Genomic DNA, 18,695 nt, shown 5'->3' with positions numbered 1-18,695 from the left:
TCAAAAGTTTTTAAATAGGAGGAACTATGATTTTTGATACGCTGGAAAATCTTCCGAAATATGTTGATTCGATTCCCGGACTTGAAGAAGTTATACGCTGCTTAAAAGAGGAGAATCTTGCGTCGAAGCCCGTCGGTTCATATGCAACAAACGACGCGCGCTGCCGCTACAATATTACCGAATACGAAACGAAGGAAAGTCAACCCTACGAAAAACACCGTTTCGCCACGGACGTGCAGGTTATGCTTAAAGGAAGCGAAAAAATGGGCTTTTCGACCGACGCCGAATGCGACCCCTTCGGCGAATACGACGCCCAAAAAGATATTTCTTTTTCCGCCGGAAAAGACCTCGTAACCTTAACCGCATCGGAAACGTTTTTTGTCGTATTTTTTGCCGGAGAAGCGCACCGGCCGGGCTTGCCGTTCTCGCGCCCCGAAAAAGTAAAAAAGGTGATTTTCAAACTGCACGCGGAGTAAGATCCCGCAAAAGTCCGATATTCGATTGCTCTTGACTTTGTTTGAGTGCGGGGGTATGCTCTTTGCATGAATAATACTTCGGAACTCCTCAACGCGCAAAAAGCGTACTTTAACGGCGGAGAAACGCTCGGCATTGCGTTTCGCAAAGCCCAATTAAAAAAGCTGTACCAAGCCGTAACCGACAATCAGCAGGCGATTTTCGATGCCCTGCACGCGGACTTGAATAAATCACCGTTCGAAACCTACGAAACGGAAATCGGTATTGTGCTTGAAGAAATACGCTACTTGATTGCACACCTTTCAAAGTGGGCAAAGCCCAAGCGCATGTCGATGCCTCTTACGCTTTTTCCCGCAAGGGGAACCGTACATGCCGAACCGTACGGCTGTGTGCTTATCATGTCGCCGTGGAATTACCCCTTCCAGCTTGCCCTCGATCCGCTTGCGGGCGCCCTTGCAGCCGGAAACTGCGTTGTTTTAAAGCCTTCAAACTATTCTCCCGAAACGTCCAAAGTCATACGAAAAATCATCCGTTCGATATATCCGGAAAAATATGTTGCGGTTATTGAAGGCGGGCGCGATGCCAACGCCGACTTGCTCGAAAAACGTTTCGATTATATCTTTTTCACCGGCGGAACGACGGTCGGCCGGCTCGTCATGGAAAGCGCGGCAAAGCATTTAACGCCGGTAAGCCTTGAACTGGGCGGCAAAAGTCCCTGCATTGTCGACGAAAGTGCCGATATCGATTTTGCGGCACGCCGCATCGTATGGGGAAAATACTTGAACGCGGGGCAAACCTGCGTATGTCCCGATTACGTCCTCGCGCACAAAAATATAAAGCAAAAACTCATCGAGCGCATGCAATACTGGATTACCCGCCACTACGGCGAAAATCCGCTCGCCAGTCCCGATTATGCGAAAATCATCACCGAACGCCACTACGAGCGTTTGAACGCGCTGTCGGACGGGAAAAATCCCGCAAACGGAACGCTTGTGTGCGGCAAGGAACGGGACGCGCGTTTGTGTAAAATAGCGCCGGTCATTTTGGATTCTCCGCAAGCCGATTCTCCCGTTATGAGCGAAGAGATTTTCGGCCCGATTATGCCCGTGCTTGAATTTACCGATTTGGGAAAAGCGCGCGACTTTGTCATCGAAAGGCCGCGTCCGCTTGCGCTCTATTTTTTCTCGTCGTCAAAAAAGAATATCGACTTTATCGTCAAGCGCATTTCTTACGGCGGCGGCTGCATAAACGACACGATTATTCACTTGGCGACTTCGAAAATGCCCTTCGGCGGCGTCGGCAACAGCGGCATGGGGCGCTACCACGGCAAATACAGCTTCGACACCTTCAGTCACTTAAAGTCCGTACTGACGCGCGGTATCCGGCCGGATGTGAGCGTGCGCTACCCGCCCTACGGCGAAAAGCTCGGCTTGCTGAAAAAACTGTTGAAATAACGCGGGCGCGTTAAGCGAAGCAAAAAGTCAGCGCAAATACACCATCAAAAGCATAAGGTCGGAATTGCGGATGCCGGAAATGCGGGCGGCTTGCCCCAGCGTGCGCGGGCGTACTTTTTCAAGCTTTTGGCGCGTTTCCGCCGACAGGGCGGGAATCGAAGCGTAATCGAAATCGTCCGGAATGAGCGCGCCTTCCATGCGGTGCATTTTTTCGACGCGCCTATCCTGTTTTTCTATATAGTACTTGTACTTGTAATCGATGCATGCGTTTTGCCACGCGCTTTGTTCAAAACCGTTTTCGGCAAGCGGAAGTGCCGCCGACGAGGGATGTTTTTCCAAATACGCAAGAATCTCGTTGCGCATGCGTATTTTTTCGTTTACTTTTTCCATTTGCGCATCGGTTTTAAGGCCGGCTTTAAAACCCTTTTCGGTCAAACGCTCGTCGGCCGTATCATGGCGCAGTTTTAAGCGGTATTCGGCACGCGCGGTAAACATGCGGTAGGGCTCTTTTGTTCCTAAAGTTACCAAATCGTCGATTAAAACGCCGATATACGCTTCGTCGCGGCGGAGCACAAGGCTTTCGTAGGGCGGAATATCGCCGATGCGATCGGGATGTCCCTCGACGCTTTCGCCGCACACTTTTTTGTGAGAAGCCGCATAGTTTCCCGCATTGATTCCGGCGACGAGTCCCTGCCCCGCCGCTTCTTCATAGCCGGACGTTCCGTTTATTTGGCCTGCGGTAAAAAGGCCGGCAACGAGTTTTGTTTCGAGTGCGGCGGTCAACTGCGTCGGATCGATAAAGTCGTATTCGACCGCATAGCCGGGGCGCGTCATTACCGCATGGGCAAAGCCGTCTATCGTGCGCAAATAGGTGTCCTGCACCGATTCGGGAAGCGAAGACGAAAGTCCGTTCAAATACATTTCGTCCGTTTCCAAGCCTTCCGGCTCGACAAAAAGCTGGTGGCGCTCACGGTCGGCAAACCGCATTACCTTATCTTCTATGGACGGGCAATAGCGCGGCCCGATCCCGTTGATTTTTCCGCTGTACAGCGGCGAAAGCCCGATGTTTTCGCGGATAATGCGGTGCGTTTCGGCATTCGTGTAGGCAAGATAACAGGGCACCATGGGACGCTCTATTTTTTCCGTATCGAACGAAAAGGGTAGAACTTCATCGTCGCCGTATTGAATTTCCAAGCGCGAAAAATCGATGGAAGAACGCAAAAGGCGCGGCGGCGTTCCGGTTTTTAAGCGGCCGACGCTAAAGCCCGAACTTTTAAGCGAATCGGTTAAACCGAAGGCGCCCGTTTCGCCCAAGCGGCCGCAGGGTTCGTCGTAATCGCCGATAAAGATTTTTCCGCCCAAAAAGGTACCCGTCGTAAGGACGGCGGTACGCACGGGAATGCGCCTTCCGCGTTGCGTAACAAGGGCGCGCAGCTTTCGGCGTTTGTGCGGCGTTTCAACCGTTTCCAGTTTTACAACGGTATCCTGCAATAAATACAGGTTCGGCTCGCGCTCCAACACGCGGCGCGCGAGGGAGGAATACAGCTGTTTGTCCGCCTGCGTGCGGGGCGCTTGAACCGCCGGTCCCTTACTGCGGTTGAGCAGACGGAACTGAATCATGGTTCGGTCGGCCAAGCGTGCCATTTCGCCGCCGAGCGCGTCTATTTCGCGGACGATATTGCCTTTGGAAATGCCGCCGATTGACGGGTTGCACGAAAGACGGCAAATCGCGTCGATCGATTGGGTTATGACGAGCGTTTGAAAACCGCGGCGCGCCAAGGCGAGCGCCGCTTCAAGTCCCGCATGCCCCGCTCCGACCACGGCCGCGTCAAAAGAAAAATTGTATCCGGAATAAGCTGTGGGTATCGCGTTCATAAAAGGAAATACTACCGATATTTTTACGGTAAATCAAGATCTTATGATAGTTCGTATGACAGTTCGGTGCCGCTTTTTATTCTTTAATAGCGCCGGCTGTCATCCCTTCTATAAAATATTTTTGCATAAACATGAACAAAATAATGAGCGGTAATGCGGTAAGCGTCGTGCCGGCCAAGATTTCTCCGTGATTGATTGTCGATTTCATCTGTATTTGCGAAAGTCCGACGGGAAGTACAAACAGCGCTTCGGTATTCGTTACAATCCGAGGCCATAAAAAACTGTTCCATGAATTCATAACGGAAAAAATAATAAGCGTTGTTGTCCCCGCCAGTGACAAAGGCAACGCGATCTTAAAAAAAATAAAAAATTCGGGACAGCCGTCTATTCTTGCCGCCTCGAATAAATCGTTCGGTAAAGACAGCATATACTGACGCATCAAAAAAACGTTAAAAATGGATACCGCATTGGGAACAATCAGCGCCCAATAGGTATCGAGCCAATGGAAAAAGTCCATAATTTTATACAGCGGAATAAGGTTCACCTGAAGGGGAATCATCATTCCGAGCAACATGATAAAGAAAATAACGTCTCGCCCCGGGAACTTCAGTTTTGCAAAAGCATACCCGGCTAAAGTCGATAAAAAAACCTGGCTCAAAGTAATCGTCAAAGTTACGATGATGCTGTTAAGAAAATACAAAGCGAAATTCGGTATGTGCAAAAATAATTTGGTGTAATTTGCAAATGTAATCGGGTTCGGCCACCACTGGGGAGGAGAAGCGAGTATGCCGCTTTCGAGCTTTAACGAAGAAGAAATCGTCCAATAGAACGGAAAAACCATAAGAACGGAAGTTGTTACAAGAAAAATAAAGGCGGCTCGAGAGGAATTTCTATTAGTCATTTTTTTTCTCCCCTTTGTTCAACATACCACTGGATAAATGATATTAAAACAAGAATGCAAAAAAGCACGTAAGCGATCGCGGACGCGTACCCGAGTTCCAGCCGTCTGAACTTTGAAAACAACATGTACACCAGTGTTATATAAGACAAGCCCGGGTTCGGAGTCGACTGCATAAGCGCATACGGAAGATCGAAAACCTGAAAGCTGCCGATAAGTCCTACGCAATAGACGAAGAAAAAAACGGGATGCAATGCCGGAAACGTGATTACGCGGAATTGGGTAAAAGCGGATGCTCCGTCAATAGTAGCGGCTTCATAATGTTCGCGGGGAATATTTTGCAGCGCGGCTAAAAAAACGACGGTTTCAAAACCGAATCCTTGCCAAATACTGGCAGATGTTATCGAATAAAGAACGATTTTAGGATTCGAAAGCCAGCCGACGGGTTGACCGTCCAAGCAGGTAATAATAAAATTGAAGACACCGTTTTCATTGTACAAAAGTCGCCAAATCATTGCGACAACGATTGTCGATGTCATAACAGGCAAAAAATAAGCCGTACGGAACAGCGTTTGCCCGCGTATCTTTGTATTCAAAAATAAAGCCGTAATAAGCCCGCACAGCGGCCCGATAAGCATTCCGAAAAAAACGTAAACCGTTGTATTCCGGAGCGCCCACAAAAACGCTGTGTCCGAAAACAAGGCCACATAATTTTTTAAGCCGACGAATGCAGGCTTTGAAACTCCGTTAAAATCGGTAAAACTCCAATAAAGAGAAATAATCATGGGAACAAATAAAAAGATAATGCTGGACAAAAGCAGCGGTGCGATAAAAATATAGCCCAATATATACATTCTGTATTTTGTGTGTTTTAATAATGCCAATCGCATCGCTGCCGCTCCCGTTTTTCTTTTTATTCTTTTTGTAAAATAGCGTTCACTTTTTCCGCAGCGGTATTTAAGGCTTCGTCGACCGTCTTGTAACCGCCGAGTATTTGCAGCGTCGCATCCGAGATTTCAAAATCCACGGAATCCCAATCCCGAATTCGCGGGAAAGGAATCGCATGTATGAGCGCATCTTTAAAAAGCGGCAAAGGCGCTTCGTTGCTGAAGTACGGATCCGGAACTAAAAAATCGGGATCATCCAAACTCGACAATACGGCCGGCCCCGCACTTGCTTGCTTGTATACCAAAGCCGCGTTTTTCGGTTTCAAAAGAAATTCAATAAATTTCCATGCGGCTTCTTTATTTTTTGAACCTTCCGGAATCACAAGAGCTGTCCCGCCCAAATATGAGCCTGCTTTTTTCGAAATCGGGTGCGGCGCAACAGCCCACTTACCGGACTGTTCCGGTGCGATTTCCTTCATTTGTGCCATTCTGTACGGCCCGTCGGCAAACATGGCGATCCGCTCATCTTTAAGTCCCTGCAAAAGATCACCGTGCCCGTCAGTCCAGTGCATTGCTACCTTTTCTTTGTTTACAAGATCGCTGTAAAATTGAAAAGCTTCTTTCGCTTCCGGTGCGGTAAAAGCCGCTGCCGTATTATCTTTATTAAGGATTTGCCCGTCGTTTTCATAGATAAGCTGTGCAATATGGTAGGCATTCGATTGCGCGGCATATTTATATTTATCTCCTTGTACAATAGCTTTTCCGACCGCAACCAAATCATCCCATGTTTTCGGCGCTTTAAGACCTTTTGCATCAAGCAAATCTTTCCGGTAGTAAAGACAATACGCATCAAAATCATACAGCGCGCCGATCAGTTTACCGCCGTATGTTAGAGCATCCAAATTCGAAGGCGCCCACGTATTCTCAAAGGTTTCGCCGTTAACCGAATTACCGGAAATTTGCCTGAGATCGGCAAAAACATTGAGAGAGCCGTAAACAGGCATCCATGTTAAATCGGCGGTAACCACGTCGGGAACATTGCTGCTCGATAAAATAACATTCAGCTTTGTATTCATGGTATCCCAATCAAGGTCCTGCCGCATAACTTTAATATCGGGATTCTCTTTTTCGAACTCTTCAACAAGAACCGCCAAGGGGGATACTTCTTTACCGTAATAATCCCAAACGGTTAGTGTCTTTTTGCCGTCCGCTTTTTTGTTTCCTCCCGAACAGCCGGCAACACACAGCAACAGCGATACCGTCAGTGCCGCTGCAAAAAACTTTTTCATACTACGACCTCCTTTTAACCAATCAGGTATTCCATTCAAGAACAATCCCGTCCCACCCTTTTATCGATAAAGACCATTTGCCGTCTTTATGCGTCAACGTGCCTTGTTCCGAAGCGGATCCGACAACCGACAGGTTTTTTATTCCGAATCCGATATCAAGCGTTGCGTTTTTTTCATTAAAAGATCTGTTCACGGCGATGAGATATCCGCGTTTTCCGCTTCCGAGAACGCCGATTTCCACAGACGGACATGAAGAACGCGCGCTTAAGGTTATGCCGGCTTCCTTTGCCAGCGCTTCATAAATAAGGTGCGAAATTTCGACATTTTCGGGATTTTCAAATGCAGCCGGCGTTTGTGCCAAATAGCTTTCAATCGGGTATGTACACATCAGCGTCATTCCCTTGCCGAGTCTGTTTAAAATCAATGCGGGGCGTCCTTTTTCGTCTTCGGCAATAACGGTACCGCCTTCAAGGCAAACCGTTACCGGCCAATGTTCCGGTTTTTCCGCAATTTTATACGCAAGCGTTTGCCCTTTTTTCAAACCGCCGAAGTCGCGTAAAAACGTAATTTTTACGCTTTCAACAGGCTCGTGATCCGCAAGCCGCGCGCCGAACAATTTTTCCATTTCGGGAATGGCCGCATCCGCACAAAACGAAGCGTATAAAACACCGCCGTTTTTTACATACGATTCGGCTCGTTCCCAAAAATCCGTATGAAGGTGGGTAAGATTTCTGTCCGTAGCCGTTAAGGGCGAGGGTAATACAACCACAGGATAGGACATCCAATCGTTTTGCTCCCTGGGCATATCGACTTGCATGCCTGCGCGTTTTGCCAGTATATAGGCCGACAGCAGCGAACCGGTAAGCCAAAGGTTTTCTTCGTAGTCGCTCTCAGGCGTGCGGTGAACATCCTGCACTGAAGTATACGGTATCGAATTGGATTCATTTAATCCGAGGGCGCCCAAATCACCGTGAACCTTTGCCCATTCGAACGGAACGATAAGCGCCGCATCGCCTTTTTTCGGTTCGACCGATTCCAAATCGAGAGCGGCAAGAACTTTCGCAAAATTCCGTACCTCCCGTCCGGCGGGGCGGTCTTTACGATCCCATGCGGTAATACCGAATTGCGTTTCGTGAGGCGCCCGCAAATACGGGAGCCTTTTGCATGTTTCGGGGGACGCATCCGTAAAACACCACGGCATAAAACCCATAACGCCGTTTGCCAAGCCTGAATACATAAGAACGCGGTCGTACAAACCGATTCGTTCGGGATCATATTGGGCGGAAGATGCACCGTACTCGTGAATCATAAGCGGGCGCCCCGCACCGCGTGAAAGAGCGGCTTGAAAACTGCCGCAATAGCTGCTCCGTTCCGACAGCAGCGGATCGGCAAATCTGTCTAATGTATAAATGGGATACGGGTGGGATGACAAAAAGTCCGCCTCTTCGGCAACAGTGTCGGGGCGAAAGGGGCCGTGATCCAAATCTTCCATACTGGTTCCCACGCACAGCAATGAGTCCGGATCCTGACGACGAATCGCCCAGCTTAAAAGCCGTGTCCAATTTACGGCCATAGCGTCGGTTGTTTTTCCCCACACAATCCAAAACGGAGGTTCATCGGTTAAATCCCACGCCAAAATCGCCGTTTCGCCGCGGTATTTTTTTGTAAAATAAGAAACATGATTCGTTTGGAGCCGCAGCATCTCTGGGTCTTCGTGCGGGTGCCGTCCTTGTCGCCACGGAACATCCCAAAAAGCTTCCCCCACTTCACCGCCGATAAAAAAGGTCGGATGAAGATAAATTTCGTACATGTGAGCAAGTTCTATTAAATAATCAAGCTGAGCGCAAGCTTGCGGATTATAACAGCCCGGGTGTGGTTCGAACCACGCCCAAAAAAGATCGAAGCGGACGACATTAAAACCGAGATCCTTCATTTTTATAAAATCTTTTTTTATATCTTCCGGATCCCAATCCTTCGTCCATTGCAAAGCCGCTTTTGCCGGAACCCAGTGCGCGCCTATAGGAATAAACCGCTTTCCGTTTTTCGCAAGATAATTTCCGTTAAGAGTTATACGTCCCAGCTTCATTATGCTATCCTTTTGTTGCGTTTGATAAATACTTACAAGGATATTATATCCGTCTTTTTTGCGCTGTCAAGTATAAAATATCCATATTTTATAAATTTTGGATATATAATCCTTTACAAAATACTTTTTTGGATATATAATCCATTTTATGATGAAGACGAAAAACGGCGCCGTCATCGGATTCGACCTCGGCGGAACGCAGATGCGTTGCGCCCTCGTTGAAGGATGTGCCGTTAAAAGCAGAATCTTCCGTTGCTCCACGCAGCGCGATCGTCCTCCCGCGGATATAATCGGCGACATGATATCTTTGATTCGGACCGCGGAAAAAGAAACGGGACAAGAAAAAGTTTCCATCGGTGTGGGCGTCCCCACATCGATTACCGACGGCTGCCTCGATCCGTGCGAAAATTTGCCGACGATGCCGAATTATCCGTTGGCAAAAGAGCTTTCGCAGCGCTTGGACAGACCCGTTTTTTTGGAAAACGATGCGGCCTGCTTTGCCTTGGGAGAATACGCACTGCTGGACGATTCGGCACAAAGTACGCTGCTCGGCTTTACGCTCGGAACAAGCATCGGACTGGGAATTATCATAAACGGAAAACTTTTCAAAGGCGCGCGAGGCCAAGCGGGTGAAATTTGGCGTTCACCGGTATCGATAGTCGACTGCGAAAACGGTGATTTTACGCAAAACGGCCGCAGCGTCGATGCCTGTCTTGCCGGCCGTTTTTTGGGAACCTTGTATGAAAAATTTTCCGGCCGGGAGATTTCCGGTGCACAGCTGCACGAAAAAGCGATACAAAACGATCCCGCCGCCCTTCAATGTTTTACCGAATACGGGCGCAGGCTCGGAGCTCTTTTATGCCAAAGCGTCAATATGCTCGATCCGCATGCAATTGTTTTAGGCGGCTCGGTTTCATCCGATTACGCTTTTTTTGCGCCGGAGTTTTCGAAGTTCCCCGTCTTAAGCGGAATTCACATATATAAAACGAAAGCACCGGATACGTCCGCTCTTTTGGGAGCCGCATGGTCGGTAAAAAATTAAACAGACGGCCGAAACGGCACGTTCTGCGGCAATAGTTATATAGAGGTAGATTTTATGAGCAAATTTTATGAGGAAATTTTACAAATACCGGAAGCGCTTCATCACGCCGTCGATTATTATCGCTCGGAAGGCCTCCAAACGCTTAAAGATTGGCAAAAACTTGCCCGTGAACATTCGGTTCTGGCTTTTTTGGGAATGGGCACTTCCGAATTTTCAATTTACAGTGCGCTGCCGAAATTCGAACAAAGCGGGTTCGCGGTTTCCGTCCGCGATGCCGGCGAATACCTGTATTACGGCCCGGAAAAACGGCACGAAAAAACGTTACCGATTTTAACCAGTCAGTCGGGCGAAAGCGTCGAAATACGCAAATTGCTCGAAGCAGGGCGCATCGCATCGCCTATGGTCGGAATCACAAACGACGCCGGCAGCATTTTGGGTAAAAGCGCCCGCCTCGTGTTTCCTCTGCTCGGCGGCGAAGAAGCGAGCATCTCGGCTAAAACATATACGAATACGCTTGCCGTATTAAACCTTATGGGCGAAACCCTCGTAAAAAAAGAAGTACCGCCGGCAAGCTTTTTCGACATGCTCGATAAAGCGGCCGATTCTCTGCTTTCGGTTCCGGACGAAGAAATTCAAAAAGCGGTAACCCATTTATTGCCGGGAGATGCGATCGCCTTTGTGGGACGCGGCCCGGCATACACTTGCGCAAGACAGTCCGCGCTGACTTTTATGGAAGGAACCCATTGTTTAAGTTCTCCCTTTACGGGAGGCGCTTTCCGCCACGGCCCGTTCGAATCGGTCGGAAAACTGTTTTCCGTCGTGATTTATTGCGCAAAAGGAAAAACGAGCGAATTTTCATGGAAACTTGCCTTCGATTCGGCATCTCACGGTGCAAAAGTTTTGGTTATAACCGATGATACGCCGCCTGCAGCGCATAAGTCCGTTCACGTGTTGAAAGTAAAGTCTCCGCTTTCCGCAGACGAAACCTTTTTCCCCTTGGCCGTTTCGGGCATTCACCCCCGAATCATTCACTTTTTGGCCGCCAAGCGCGGATTCGAAGCGGGTATTTTCAATTACGGCGGAAAAATCACCGTTACGGAATAAATCGGAACAAATATGAAAGAACCTTCGATTTTGAACGATATCCGCTCAATGCTTTCCGGCTTCAGTGAAACGGAACGAAAATTTGCCGAATACGTTTTGCGGGAAAAAGATCTTATTTATAAGTCAATAACGATGGCAACCGAAGAAAGCGAAGTGGGATACGGAACGATTATCCGCTTTTGCCAAAAACTTAAATGTAAAGGGTTTCAGGACTTTAAAATAAAACTTGCCCTTGAGCAATCGCAAAAAGAACCGGAAATACCGCGGGGCGAAGATACGTTCCTTTTAACCGTTTGCAAAGATATCCGGACGGTCAATGCGGCGATAGATCCGGCCTTATTCGACAAAGCGGCAAAGCTTTTGGTACCTGCCAAAAAAATACTTGTCATCGGAAGCGGCGGGTCCTATGCCCAAGCATGGGATTTGTGTTACCGGCTGACGCGCATCGGTTTCGACGCCGCAGCCGAAGCCGACGCCCATATGCAAGCCATACGCGCCGCGACGCTCGGAAGCGGCGACATTTTAATTGCGGTTTCTTTTTCCGGAAGCACAAAGAATATTTTACATGCCGTTAAGCAGGGAAAAAGAGTTAAAGCTGCCGTTATTGCGATTACGAATTACGAACCCTCGCCGTTGAGCGCGGCGGCCGATTTGACTTTTTGTCTGAAGCTGCGTTCCCAAGTTCTCGATGCGGAAATCGGAAGTAAAATTCCGGTATCGTTTCTAATAGAACTATTGTGCAACAAATTATTTAAAAGCGCGCCGAACGCCGTAGACGCATTAAGCTTGACCGCACACAGCGTGTCGGACGAATTATTTTAAGTTTTACGCAAATTCGTAGGGCGTTTCCTGGTACACGTAATAATTCAGCCAGTTCGAATAAAAGAGGTGCGCGTGGCTCCTCCATGTCGAAAGCGGCGGATTTTCGGGTTTGCCGCCGGGGAAATAATTAACCGGAAGGTCTATGTTTTCGCCCTTGTTTTTATCGCGCAGATATTCGGCGGCAAGAGTGTCCGTGTCGTATTCCAAATGACCGGTCATAAAAATCTGGCGGTTGTTTTTCGATTTCACGAGCAAAACGCCCGCCTCCTCCGATGCGGCCAAAACGGTCAGTTTTTTGCACAAAGCGATATCCTCGGCACGCACTTCCGTGTGCCTCGACTGCGGAGCGGGAAACACATCGTCAAAGCCCCGCAGCAAGGGTTCGCCCGCAGTAAGCCGCTTGTTGTAAAATACACCGAACAGTTTTTTGTCCAAATCGTATTTTTGAATGCCGTAATGATAATACAAGCCGGCTTGTGCGCCCCAGCAAATATACAAAGTACAAAAAACGTTTTGCGCAGCATAATCCATAATCTTTTTTAAATCGGCCCAATAATCGACCTGTTCAAACGGTAGCTGCTCCACCGGCGCACCGGTTATAATCATGCCGTCGAATTTGCGGCTGAGCGCTTCCCGCGATGTAATATAAAAGCGTTCCAAATGATCGGCGCGCGTATGTTTCGTTTTGTGATTTTCCATATGCACAAGGGAAATTTCCACCTGCAAAGGCGTGTTTCCCAAAAGCCGCAGTATCTGCGTTTCGGTTGCAATCTTCGTAGGCATAAGATTTACAAGCGCAATTTTGAGCGGACGGATGTCCTGCGTCTTTGCGCGCTGTTCGGTCATCACAAAGATGTTTTCTTTTTCCAGCACGCTCCGCGCCGGTAAATCGGACTGAATCTTAATCGGCATAGGGTCGGAGTATAGCAAATTTCCGTATTTTTTGCTATGCTTTGTTGTTATGATGCGCGCGGATATCAAAAAAGCAGTTAAAAAAATTCAGTGTCTGATTTTTCAGCCCTCCGACGACGTGGAAAAATTCCGGCAAAGATTAAACGCCGAATTTACCGTTCCGATTTTGCCGAACCGCGTTGAACGGGAAAAGCGCACTGTCGAAGGCGTGGAATGCGACGTTTTTACGCCCGAAGTTTATTCGGCAAACCGCGCGATCCTGTACGTGCACGGCGGCTCCTTTGTCGGCGGTTCGTGCGCCGCGTGGGGAAGTTTTTGCGCTTCGCTTGCGAACACCTCGTGCACAAAACTCATTTTGCCCGAAATTCACCTTGCGCCGCAATATCCGTTTCCCGCCGCCTTGGAAGACTTAAAACCCGTTATAAAAAAGCTGTATGCCGAAACCGATCACATCATCGTTGCAGGCGACGGTTCCGGTGCGGCGATCGCGGTCGCACTGGTGCTGTCAATTAAAGAAAAATTCCGCGGAAAAATCGACGAGCTTGTGTTGTTTTCGCCCTGGTTCGACATATCGGCGGACTCCGAAGCGATAAAAACACCGAGTAAGCGCAACACCGATAAGATTCTTTCTCCGGCGGCGCTGCACGCTGCGGCGGAATTGTACACGTATTCGTCAAACCGAACAAATCCGCTTGTGTCTCCGATGTTCGCAAGTCCCGAAATGCTTGCGGGCCTGCCCGACGTGTTCATTCAAATGGCCGAAGGCGAATTGCTTTATAAAGATGTTTTGTGTTTTCAGGATAAACTGCGCAAAGCCGACGTTCCCTGCGTTCTCGACTTATGGAAAGAACAAATCCACCTTTTTCAAATGGCGGACGAATTCCTTCCGCAAGCGCATTTGGCGGTCGAAAAAGCGGGCAGGCACATACGGGACAGGCAGGCTCAATAGTGGAACTCGTGTCTCCGGCAGGCAATCTTGAAAAGCTGCGCTACGCATACGCGTACGGAGCCGATGCCGCATACATCGGATTAAAGCGTTTTTCGCTGCGCGTAAAAGCCGATAATTTTTACGAAAACGAATACGAAACCGTACGCACACTCAAAGCGCGCTATCCGCATAAAAAGCTCTTTTGCGCGCTGAACATCAGCTTTCACAACGACGACATTGACCGCTTTTTGCAGGATATCGATTATTTTAAAGCCTATCCCTTCGACGCCTTTATCATTCAGGATATGGGCATGGTGCGTATTCTTCAAAAATACTTTCCGAACGCGGCCCTGCATTTAAGTACGCAGGCGAACTGCATTAACCGCGAAGCCGTTAAAATGTACCGCGATTCGGGTTTCCGCAGAGTGGTACTCGGGCGGGAAGCTTCTTTAGCGGAAATTGCCGAAATAAAGGACGCGGTGCCCGATATGGAACTGGAAGTATTCGTGCACGGGGCCATGTGTATCGCCTATTCGGGACGCTGCCTTATGAGCGCTTATATGAACGGACGGAGCGCGAACGCGGGCTTTTGTTCCCACTCGTGCCGCTGGGAATACCGCCTTTTGCAAGCCGGCGGCGCACAAGAAACCGCACAAAGCGGACTTTTCGCTTTGGAAGAAAAAAAACGGCCGGGCGAATATTTTCCGGTTTTCGAAGGCGATGATTTTACGGCCGTTCTTTCGTCAAAAGATTTATGCATGATCGACCGCTTGGACGATTTAAAAAAAGCGGGAGCCGACAGCTTAAAGATTGAAGGACGCATGAAAAGCTTGTACTATACCGCCGTCGTAACCCGCGCGTACCGAAAAGCCGTAGATCTTGCCGAAGGGCGCATTACCCGAGAAGAAGCGCAGCCCTTTATCGACGACCTATACAAAACCAGCCACCGCGCGTTCGGTACCGGCTTTTTTTACGGAAAAGACGATGCAAACGAAACCGTAAGCGGCGAAAGCGCCGGCGAATACGATATGGCAGGTATAATCGAAGACATTGTTCCCGACGAACAAGCCGAACGTATCTTTACCGCGGCATTAAACACGGGCGCGGCCTTTGAGCGCTCGCTCGAAAACCTGCACCCCAAAGCGCGCGAAGCACGGCAAAATGATTTTGCGCTGCACCCCGAAAAAGTTCCGCAGGTTTTGATTGAGCGCGCGCACTGCAAACTGTACGCGTTCCGCCCCTTAAATCAAATCGATTCGCAAACCGAACTTGAAGCCGTTTCTCCCGACTGCGCGCACCTGCATATCGCGCCGGCCGACTATTGTTTCGTCGATCCCGAAACGGGAAAACGCTTGCGCTCCGTGAGCCACAACACAAGCTGCCTTTTATACACGTCGGCCGCACTCGCCACCGATTGGATTCTGCGGCAAAAGTGCGCACGAAGTTCCGAAAACACGGATGGATTATACGGGTGAAAACACACAAGAAGAATGAAGAAACAAATGCTGAACGGAATTGTAATTAATAGTATACTTGCTTTTTGTTGTTTTGCTGTAGTTCTTTTATTATGTTTTAAAACAATCATGAAAAATATCAAAAACGATTTGTCTATAAAGTGGGAAAGCGTACAAATTGTCGACATACGGGAACAAATATTTACCGAGCATTTCCCGTCAAAAAACCAAGGTTATACAACTCAAATAAAATATGTGTATAACATAAAATATGTTATCGATGATAAGCTGCAAAACATGACGCTTGTCTTGTTCAATACAAAGTTGAATCCGATTGATTTAAGAATTGAACCGCACACCCGTAAAATATATGTAAGACGAAATCTGGAAACATGGGATTATACAGTCAGACTGTTTGCTTTATTCATTGCATCTTTGTTTGGTTTGATTTTTATTCAGGAAATAATTAAAAAATAAAAGAACCCGACAGATAAAAAAGCCGAACCGGCAACGAGACTCGCACAAAAAAATACTATACTTGTTGTGCGGTATGTTAACAATCGGGTTCCTTATCTTTCCTCGTTTTTGGGGACGGTCTTTTGGGGAGATTTTACAACACTTGAAGTTTGCAAGGGAATATCTTTCCACATAACCTGAACGGTGCGTTCGGCTATGTTCGCAATACGACTGAAGTTTTTGCAGTCGGCGCGGTGGACAATGATGCCGCGTCCGCGCGATACGTAGCCGACAATCGGGTCGCCGTATTTCGGCCGGCAGCACTTTGCCGTCGACGCCAAAAAGTTTGCCGTATCCCCGATGCGGATTTTAACGGGGACGCCGCCTTCGGTGTCCTGCAGGGGAACTTCTCCCGCGGCGGGAGCGCCGCTTTTTGTACCGATCTTTACGGCGGGGTCGGTGCCGCTTTTAGCGGCAGCCGATTCAAGTTTGGGTTCCGGCTCTGCAAGCGGTTTCGCTGCGGACTTTGCGGACGGCTTTACCGCCTCTTTTACGGACGCATCGGGTGCATTATTTTGGGCAAGCCATGCGCGTATTTTGGAGCGCGCACGAGCGGTTTTTACCATCCTCAGCTGATTTTCCGTCGGGTGCGCCTGCGGGTTCGTCAAAATTTCGATAATCTGCGTATTCTTTAAAGGCTTTGAAAGCGGAATGATATGACCGTCCGCCTTTGCGCCGACGAGGGTTTCTCCGATGCGGCTGTGGATCGCGTAGGCAAAATCGATTGCGGTGGAACCTATCGGTAATTTTTTTACTTCGCCTTTGGGCGTAAACACGAAAATCGAATCGCCCAAAAGTTCGCTTTTGATTTCGTTAAAAAATTCGCCGTCATTCAAATGGTCTTTTCGCAGTTCTTTTAATTGATTGATAATCGCAAGACTGTCGATGTCGACCAAATCCTTGCTCATGCCTTTTTTGTACAGCCAGTGGCTTGCGACTCCGTGTTCGGCGACCGCATGCATTTCGTGCGTCCGTATTTGAATTTCCAAAGGACGAGTGCCGCACAAAACGGTCGTGTGTATGCTCCGGTACCCGTTTGCCTTGGGCATCGCGATATAATCTTTAAATCTTCCTTCGAGCGGCTTCCACAGGTTATGCACGAGCCCGACCATGATGTAACAATCGGCGGTCGTTTTGCATAAAATTCGTATGGCGAGCAAATCCAAAAGTTCTTCGGCGGTGCGGTTCTTTTTGCGCATTTTTTGATAAATCGAATAAAAATGTTTCGCCCTGCCGTACACGGAAACTTCAATACCCGCTTTTACCGCGGCTTTGTAAATTTCTTTTTGCGCTTTTTCGATATATTCGGTGCGCTCGCTTTTTTTCAGCGAAACGATTTTTTTCAGCTGTGCGAATACGTCGGGATTGGAAAATTTCAAGCTTAAATCTTCCATTTCGATTTTTACCGCGGCCATACCTAAGCGGTTTGCAAGCGGCGCCCAAATTTCGATAATTTCGGACGGAAGACTTTTTTGTTCTTCGCTTTCAAGAAATGAGATACTGCGGATGCGGTCGAGCCGGTCGGCCATTTTTACCAAAATAACGCGGATGTCGTCGGTCATCGCAAACAGCATTTTGCGGAAGGAATCGGCCTGTTCGAGCGTTTTGCTTTTCATATTGAGGCCCGTAATGCGCTGCGAACAGCGGATAATATTTATGACGGCCGGCCCGAACTGCCGTTCGATTTTTTCGGGATCGACGTCTTCAAATTTCAAAATATTGTGCAAAAAGCCGGCAACGATACATTCGCCGTCCAACTTGTTTTCCGCCAAAATACAGGCGACGCGCATAGGGTGCAGAATGTACGGCTCGCCGCCGGGACGCTGTTTGTCTCCCGCTTGAGCGCACAGGAATTTCCAGCCGGATTGTATAAAATCTTTGTCTTTTCCGGCATAATCGGGATATTCGCGGAAAAAAGTTTCCATAAGAAGCTGAGGATCGGTTATTGTTCTGTTTAACTGAAAGTCGCTCATTTGGCCTTTACTCCGCGCGTTACACGGGGAAGTCCTCCAAAATCGTTATACGTTACTATATCGATAAAGCCGGACTTTGTCATGAGGCTCCGCGTTTCGCCCGCGTTGTATTCTCCCGTTTCGACTAAAAAGACACCGCCTTTTTTTAAAGCCGTGAACGCTTGCGGCACAAGCCGACGGATTATGTCCAAGCCGTCTTTGCCGCCGTCCAAGGCTAAAAGCGGTTCGCTTCTTCCGTCCTCCAAAAGTTCGGCGGCGGTCTTTGACGGTACATAGGGCGGGTTGCTCACAATTATATCATAGCGGTTTTCGCTTACACTGCCTGCCGGAGGGCTGAAGCCGAGTAAGTCCGCACAAAAAAAACGCGGTTTTTCGATTGCCGAAGAATTCAATAAACGGTCGGCGTTTTTTCGCGCAACCCTCAGCGCTTTTTCGGAAATGTCCGATGCATGGCAAACGAGCCGGATGTTTTTACAGAGTTCCGAATGCTTTTGCTCAAGCGTTTTGAGAGTCGATAAAATAACGCAGCCCGAGCCCGTACACACATCGGCAATATAAAGCTGCGCTTTACCGCCGTGCGCGCTTTCTTTTAATGCGACTGCGCGTTTTTCAAATTCGCCAAGGGCAAGTTCTACCAGCAATTCCGTGTCGCTTTTGGGAATCAAAACCGCAGGCGATACGCAAAAATCAAAACCGAAAAATTCTTTGTGTCCGACGATGTAGGCGACGGGAAGTCCCGTTTGCCGCTTTTCAACGGCTTTACAAAACGCTTTATACTGCGAGGGGCTAAGGCTTTGTTCGTCGTGCGCCAAAAGAGCACTGCGGTTTGTGTGCAAAACGGCGCACAAAAGACAGTCGACATCCAAAGCGGACGTCGGAGATACCTGTTTTGAAAGAGCGCTCGATTCGAGCAATCCGATTGCCGAACGGCGCGCTTCACGGATAGTCATAACGTAAGTATAACGATATCATAAAAAAGCG

At 48.6% G+C, this 18,695-nt stretch carries 16 protein-coding genes; 8 read left to right on the top strand and 8 right to left on the bottom strand.

The features are described 5' to 3' along the window. Positions 1-26 precede the first annotated feature (26 nt). Together HMPREF9194_RS00580 and HMPREF9194_RS00575 are read left to right on the top strand one after the other, a co-directional pair. The gene (locus HMPREF9194_RS00580; RefSeq protein ID WP_016524420.1) at positions 27-476 is read left to right on the top strand and encodes a NanQ anomerase/TabA/YiaL family protein; all 450 of its coding nucleotides are present in this window, start codon (positions 27-29) and stop codon (positions 474-476) included. 66 nt (positions 477-542) lie between these two features. Continuing rightward, positions 543-1,928 (top strand): aldehyde dehydrogenase, encoded by a 1,386-nt coding sequence (locus tag HMPREF9194_RS00575; protein WP_016524419.1) that lies wholly within the window; start codon positions 543-545, stop codon positions 1,926-1,928. 27 nt (positions 1,929-1,955) lie between these two features. Here the strand turns inward: HMPREF9194_RS00575 and mnmG are convergent, their stop codons facing one another. From mnmG to HMPREF9194_RS00550, 5 genes are all read right to left on the bottom strand, one after another. Continuing rightward, positions 1,956-3,803 carry a tRNA uridine-5-carboxymethylaminomethyl(34) synthesis enzyme MnmG gene (gene mnmG, locus HMPREF9194_RS00570; RefSeq protein WP_016524418.1) on the bottom strand — a complete coding sequence of 616 codons (1,848 nt, stop codon included), beginning with the start codon at positions 3,801-3,803 and terminating at the stop codon, positions 1,956-1,958. 76 nt (positions 3,804-3,879) lie between these two features. Then, the gene (locus tag HMPREF9194_RS00565) at positions 3,880-4,704 is read right to left on the bottom strand and encodes a carbohydrate ABC transporter permease (protein WP_016524417.1); all 825 of its coding nucleotides are present in this window, start codon (positions 4,702-4,704) and stop codon (positions 3,880-3,882) included. Beyond that, positions 4,701-5,591: a carbohydrate ABC transporter permease gene (locus tag HMPREF9194_RS00560; RefSeq protein WP_016524416.1), complete on the bottom strand. Its 891-nt coding sequence runs from the start codon at positions 5,589-5,591 to the stop codon at positions 4,701-4,703. Before HMPREF9194_RS00560 ends, HMPREF9194_RS00565 begins: the two co-directional genes overlap by 4 nt. A 23-nt stretch (positions 5,592-5,614) precedes the next feature. Then, entirely contained in the window at positions 5,615-6,877 is a 1,263-nt protein-coding gene (locus HMPREF9194_RS00555; RefSeq protein ID WP_016524415.1) for an ABC transporter substrate-binding protein, read from the bottom strand. A gap of 22 nt (positions 6,878-6,899) precedes the next feature. Then, positions 6,900-8,963 carry a beta-galactosidase trimerization domain-containing protein gene (locus HMPREF9194_RS00550; protein WP_016524414.1) on the bottom strand — a complete coding sequence of 688 codons (2,064 nt, stop codon included), beginning with the start codon at positions 8,961-8,963 and terminating at the stop codon, positions 6,900-6,902. A gap of 148 nt (positions 8,964-9,111) precedes the next feature. On the opposite strand from HMPREF9194_RS00550, the gene HMPREF9194_RS00545 reads away from it, so the two are divergent. Genes HMPREF9194_RS00545 through HMPREF9194_RS00535 form a run of 3 tightly spaced genes read left to right on the top strand, consistent with a single transcriptional unit; the run spans position 9,112 to position 11,931 of the window. Continuing rightward, positions 9,112-10,005, top strand: coding sequence for an ROK family protein (locus HMPREF9194_RS00545; protein ID WP_016524413.1), 894 nt, complete (start codon positions 9,112-9,114; stop codon positions 10,003-10,005). 54 nt (positions 10,006-10,059) lie between these two features. Then, positions 10,060-11,109: an SIS domain-containing protein gene (locus tag HMPREF9194_RS11710; RefSeq protein ID WP_016524412.1), complete on the top strand. Its 1,050-nt coding sequence runs from the start codon at positions 10,060-10,062 to the stop codon at positions 11,107-11,109. Positions 11,110-11,121: 12 nt separating this feature from the next. Next, complete coding sequence (locus HMPREF9194_RS00535; RefSeq protein WP_016524411.1) at positions 11,122-11,931, top strand: MurR/RpiR family transcriptional regulator; 810 nt, start codon at positions 11,122-11,124, stop codon at positions 11,929-11,931. Between the two features lie 3 nt (positions 11,932-11,934). On the opposite strand, the gene metA is transcribed toward HMPREF9194_RS00535, so the two are convergent. Next, entirely contained in the window at positions 11,935-12,843 is a 909-nt protein-coding gene (gene metA, locus HMPREF9194_RS00530; RefSeq protein WP_016524410.1) for a homoserine O-acetyltransferase MetA, read from the bottom strand. A gap of 49 nt (positions 12,844-12,892) precedes the next feature. Between metA and HMPREF9194_RS00525 the strand changes: the two genes are divergently transcribed. The 3 genes from HMPREF9194_RS00525 to HMPREF9194_RS00515 are packed head-to-tail and all read left to right on the top strand — an operon-like array spanning position 12,893 to position 15,702. After that, a complete protein-coding gene (locus HMPREF9194_RS00525) occupies positions 12,893-13,792 on the top strand; it encodes an alpha/beta hydrolase fold domain-containing protein (protein ID WP_016524409.1) in 900 nt (299 codons plus the stop codon). Next, a complete protein-coding gene (locus tag HMPREF9194_RS00520; protein ID WP_016524408.1) occupies positions 13,792-15,246 on the top strand; it encodes a peptidase U32 family protein in 1,455 nt (484 codons plus the stop codon). Before HMPREF9194_RS00525 ends, HMPREF9194_RS00520 begins: the two co-directional genes overlap by 1 nt. A 15-nt stretch (positions 15,247-15,261) precedes the next feature. Further along, positions 15,262-15,702, top strand: a complete 441-nt coding sequence (locus HMPREF9194_RS00515) for a hypothetical protein (RefSeq protein ID WP_040846089.1) — start codon at positions 15,262-15,264, stop codon at positions 15,700-15,702. 92 nt (positions 15,703-15,794) lie between these two features. On the opposite strand, the gene HMPREF9194_RS00510 is transcribed toward HMPREF9194_RS00515, so the two are convergent. Beyond that, on the bottom strand, positions 15,795-17,714 hold the full coding sequence (locus tag HMPREF9194_RS00510) for a RelA/SpoT family protein (protein ID WP_016524406.1): 1,920 nt from the start codon (positions 17,712-17,714) through the stop codon (positions 15,795-15,797). Next, the gene (gene prmC / locus HMPREF9194_RS00505; RefSeq protein WP_016524405.1) at positions 17,711-18,664 is read right to left on the bottom strand and encodes a peptide chain release factor N(5)-glutamine methyltransferase; all 954 of its coding nucleotides are present in this window, start codon (positions 18,662-18,664) and stop codon (positions 17,711-17,713) included. Before prmC ends, HMPREF9194_RS00510 begins: the two co-directional genes overlap by 4 nt. Positions 18,665-18,695: the final 31 nt, after the last annotated feature.

It is taken from the genome of Treponema maltophilum ATCC 51939, from assembly GCF_000413055.1.
In the GTDB taxonomy this organism is placed as follows: domain Bacteria; phylum Spirochaetota; class Spirochaetia; order Treponematales; family Treponemataceae; genus Treponema_C; species Treponema_C maltophilum.
The sequence above is the reverse complement of the archived record's forward strand: the minus strand, read 5'-3'. Positions and strand labels throughout refer to the sequence as shown.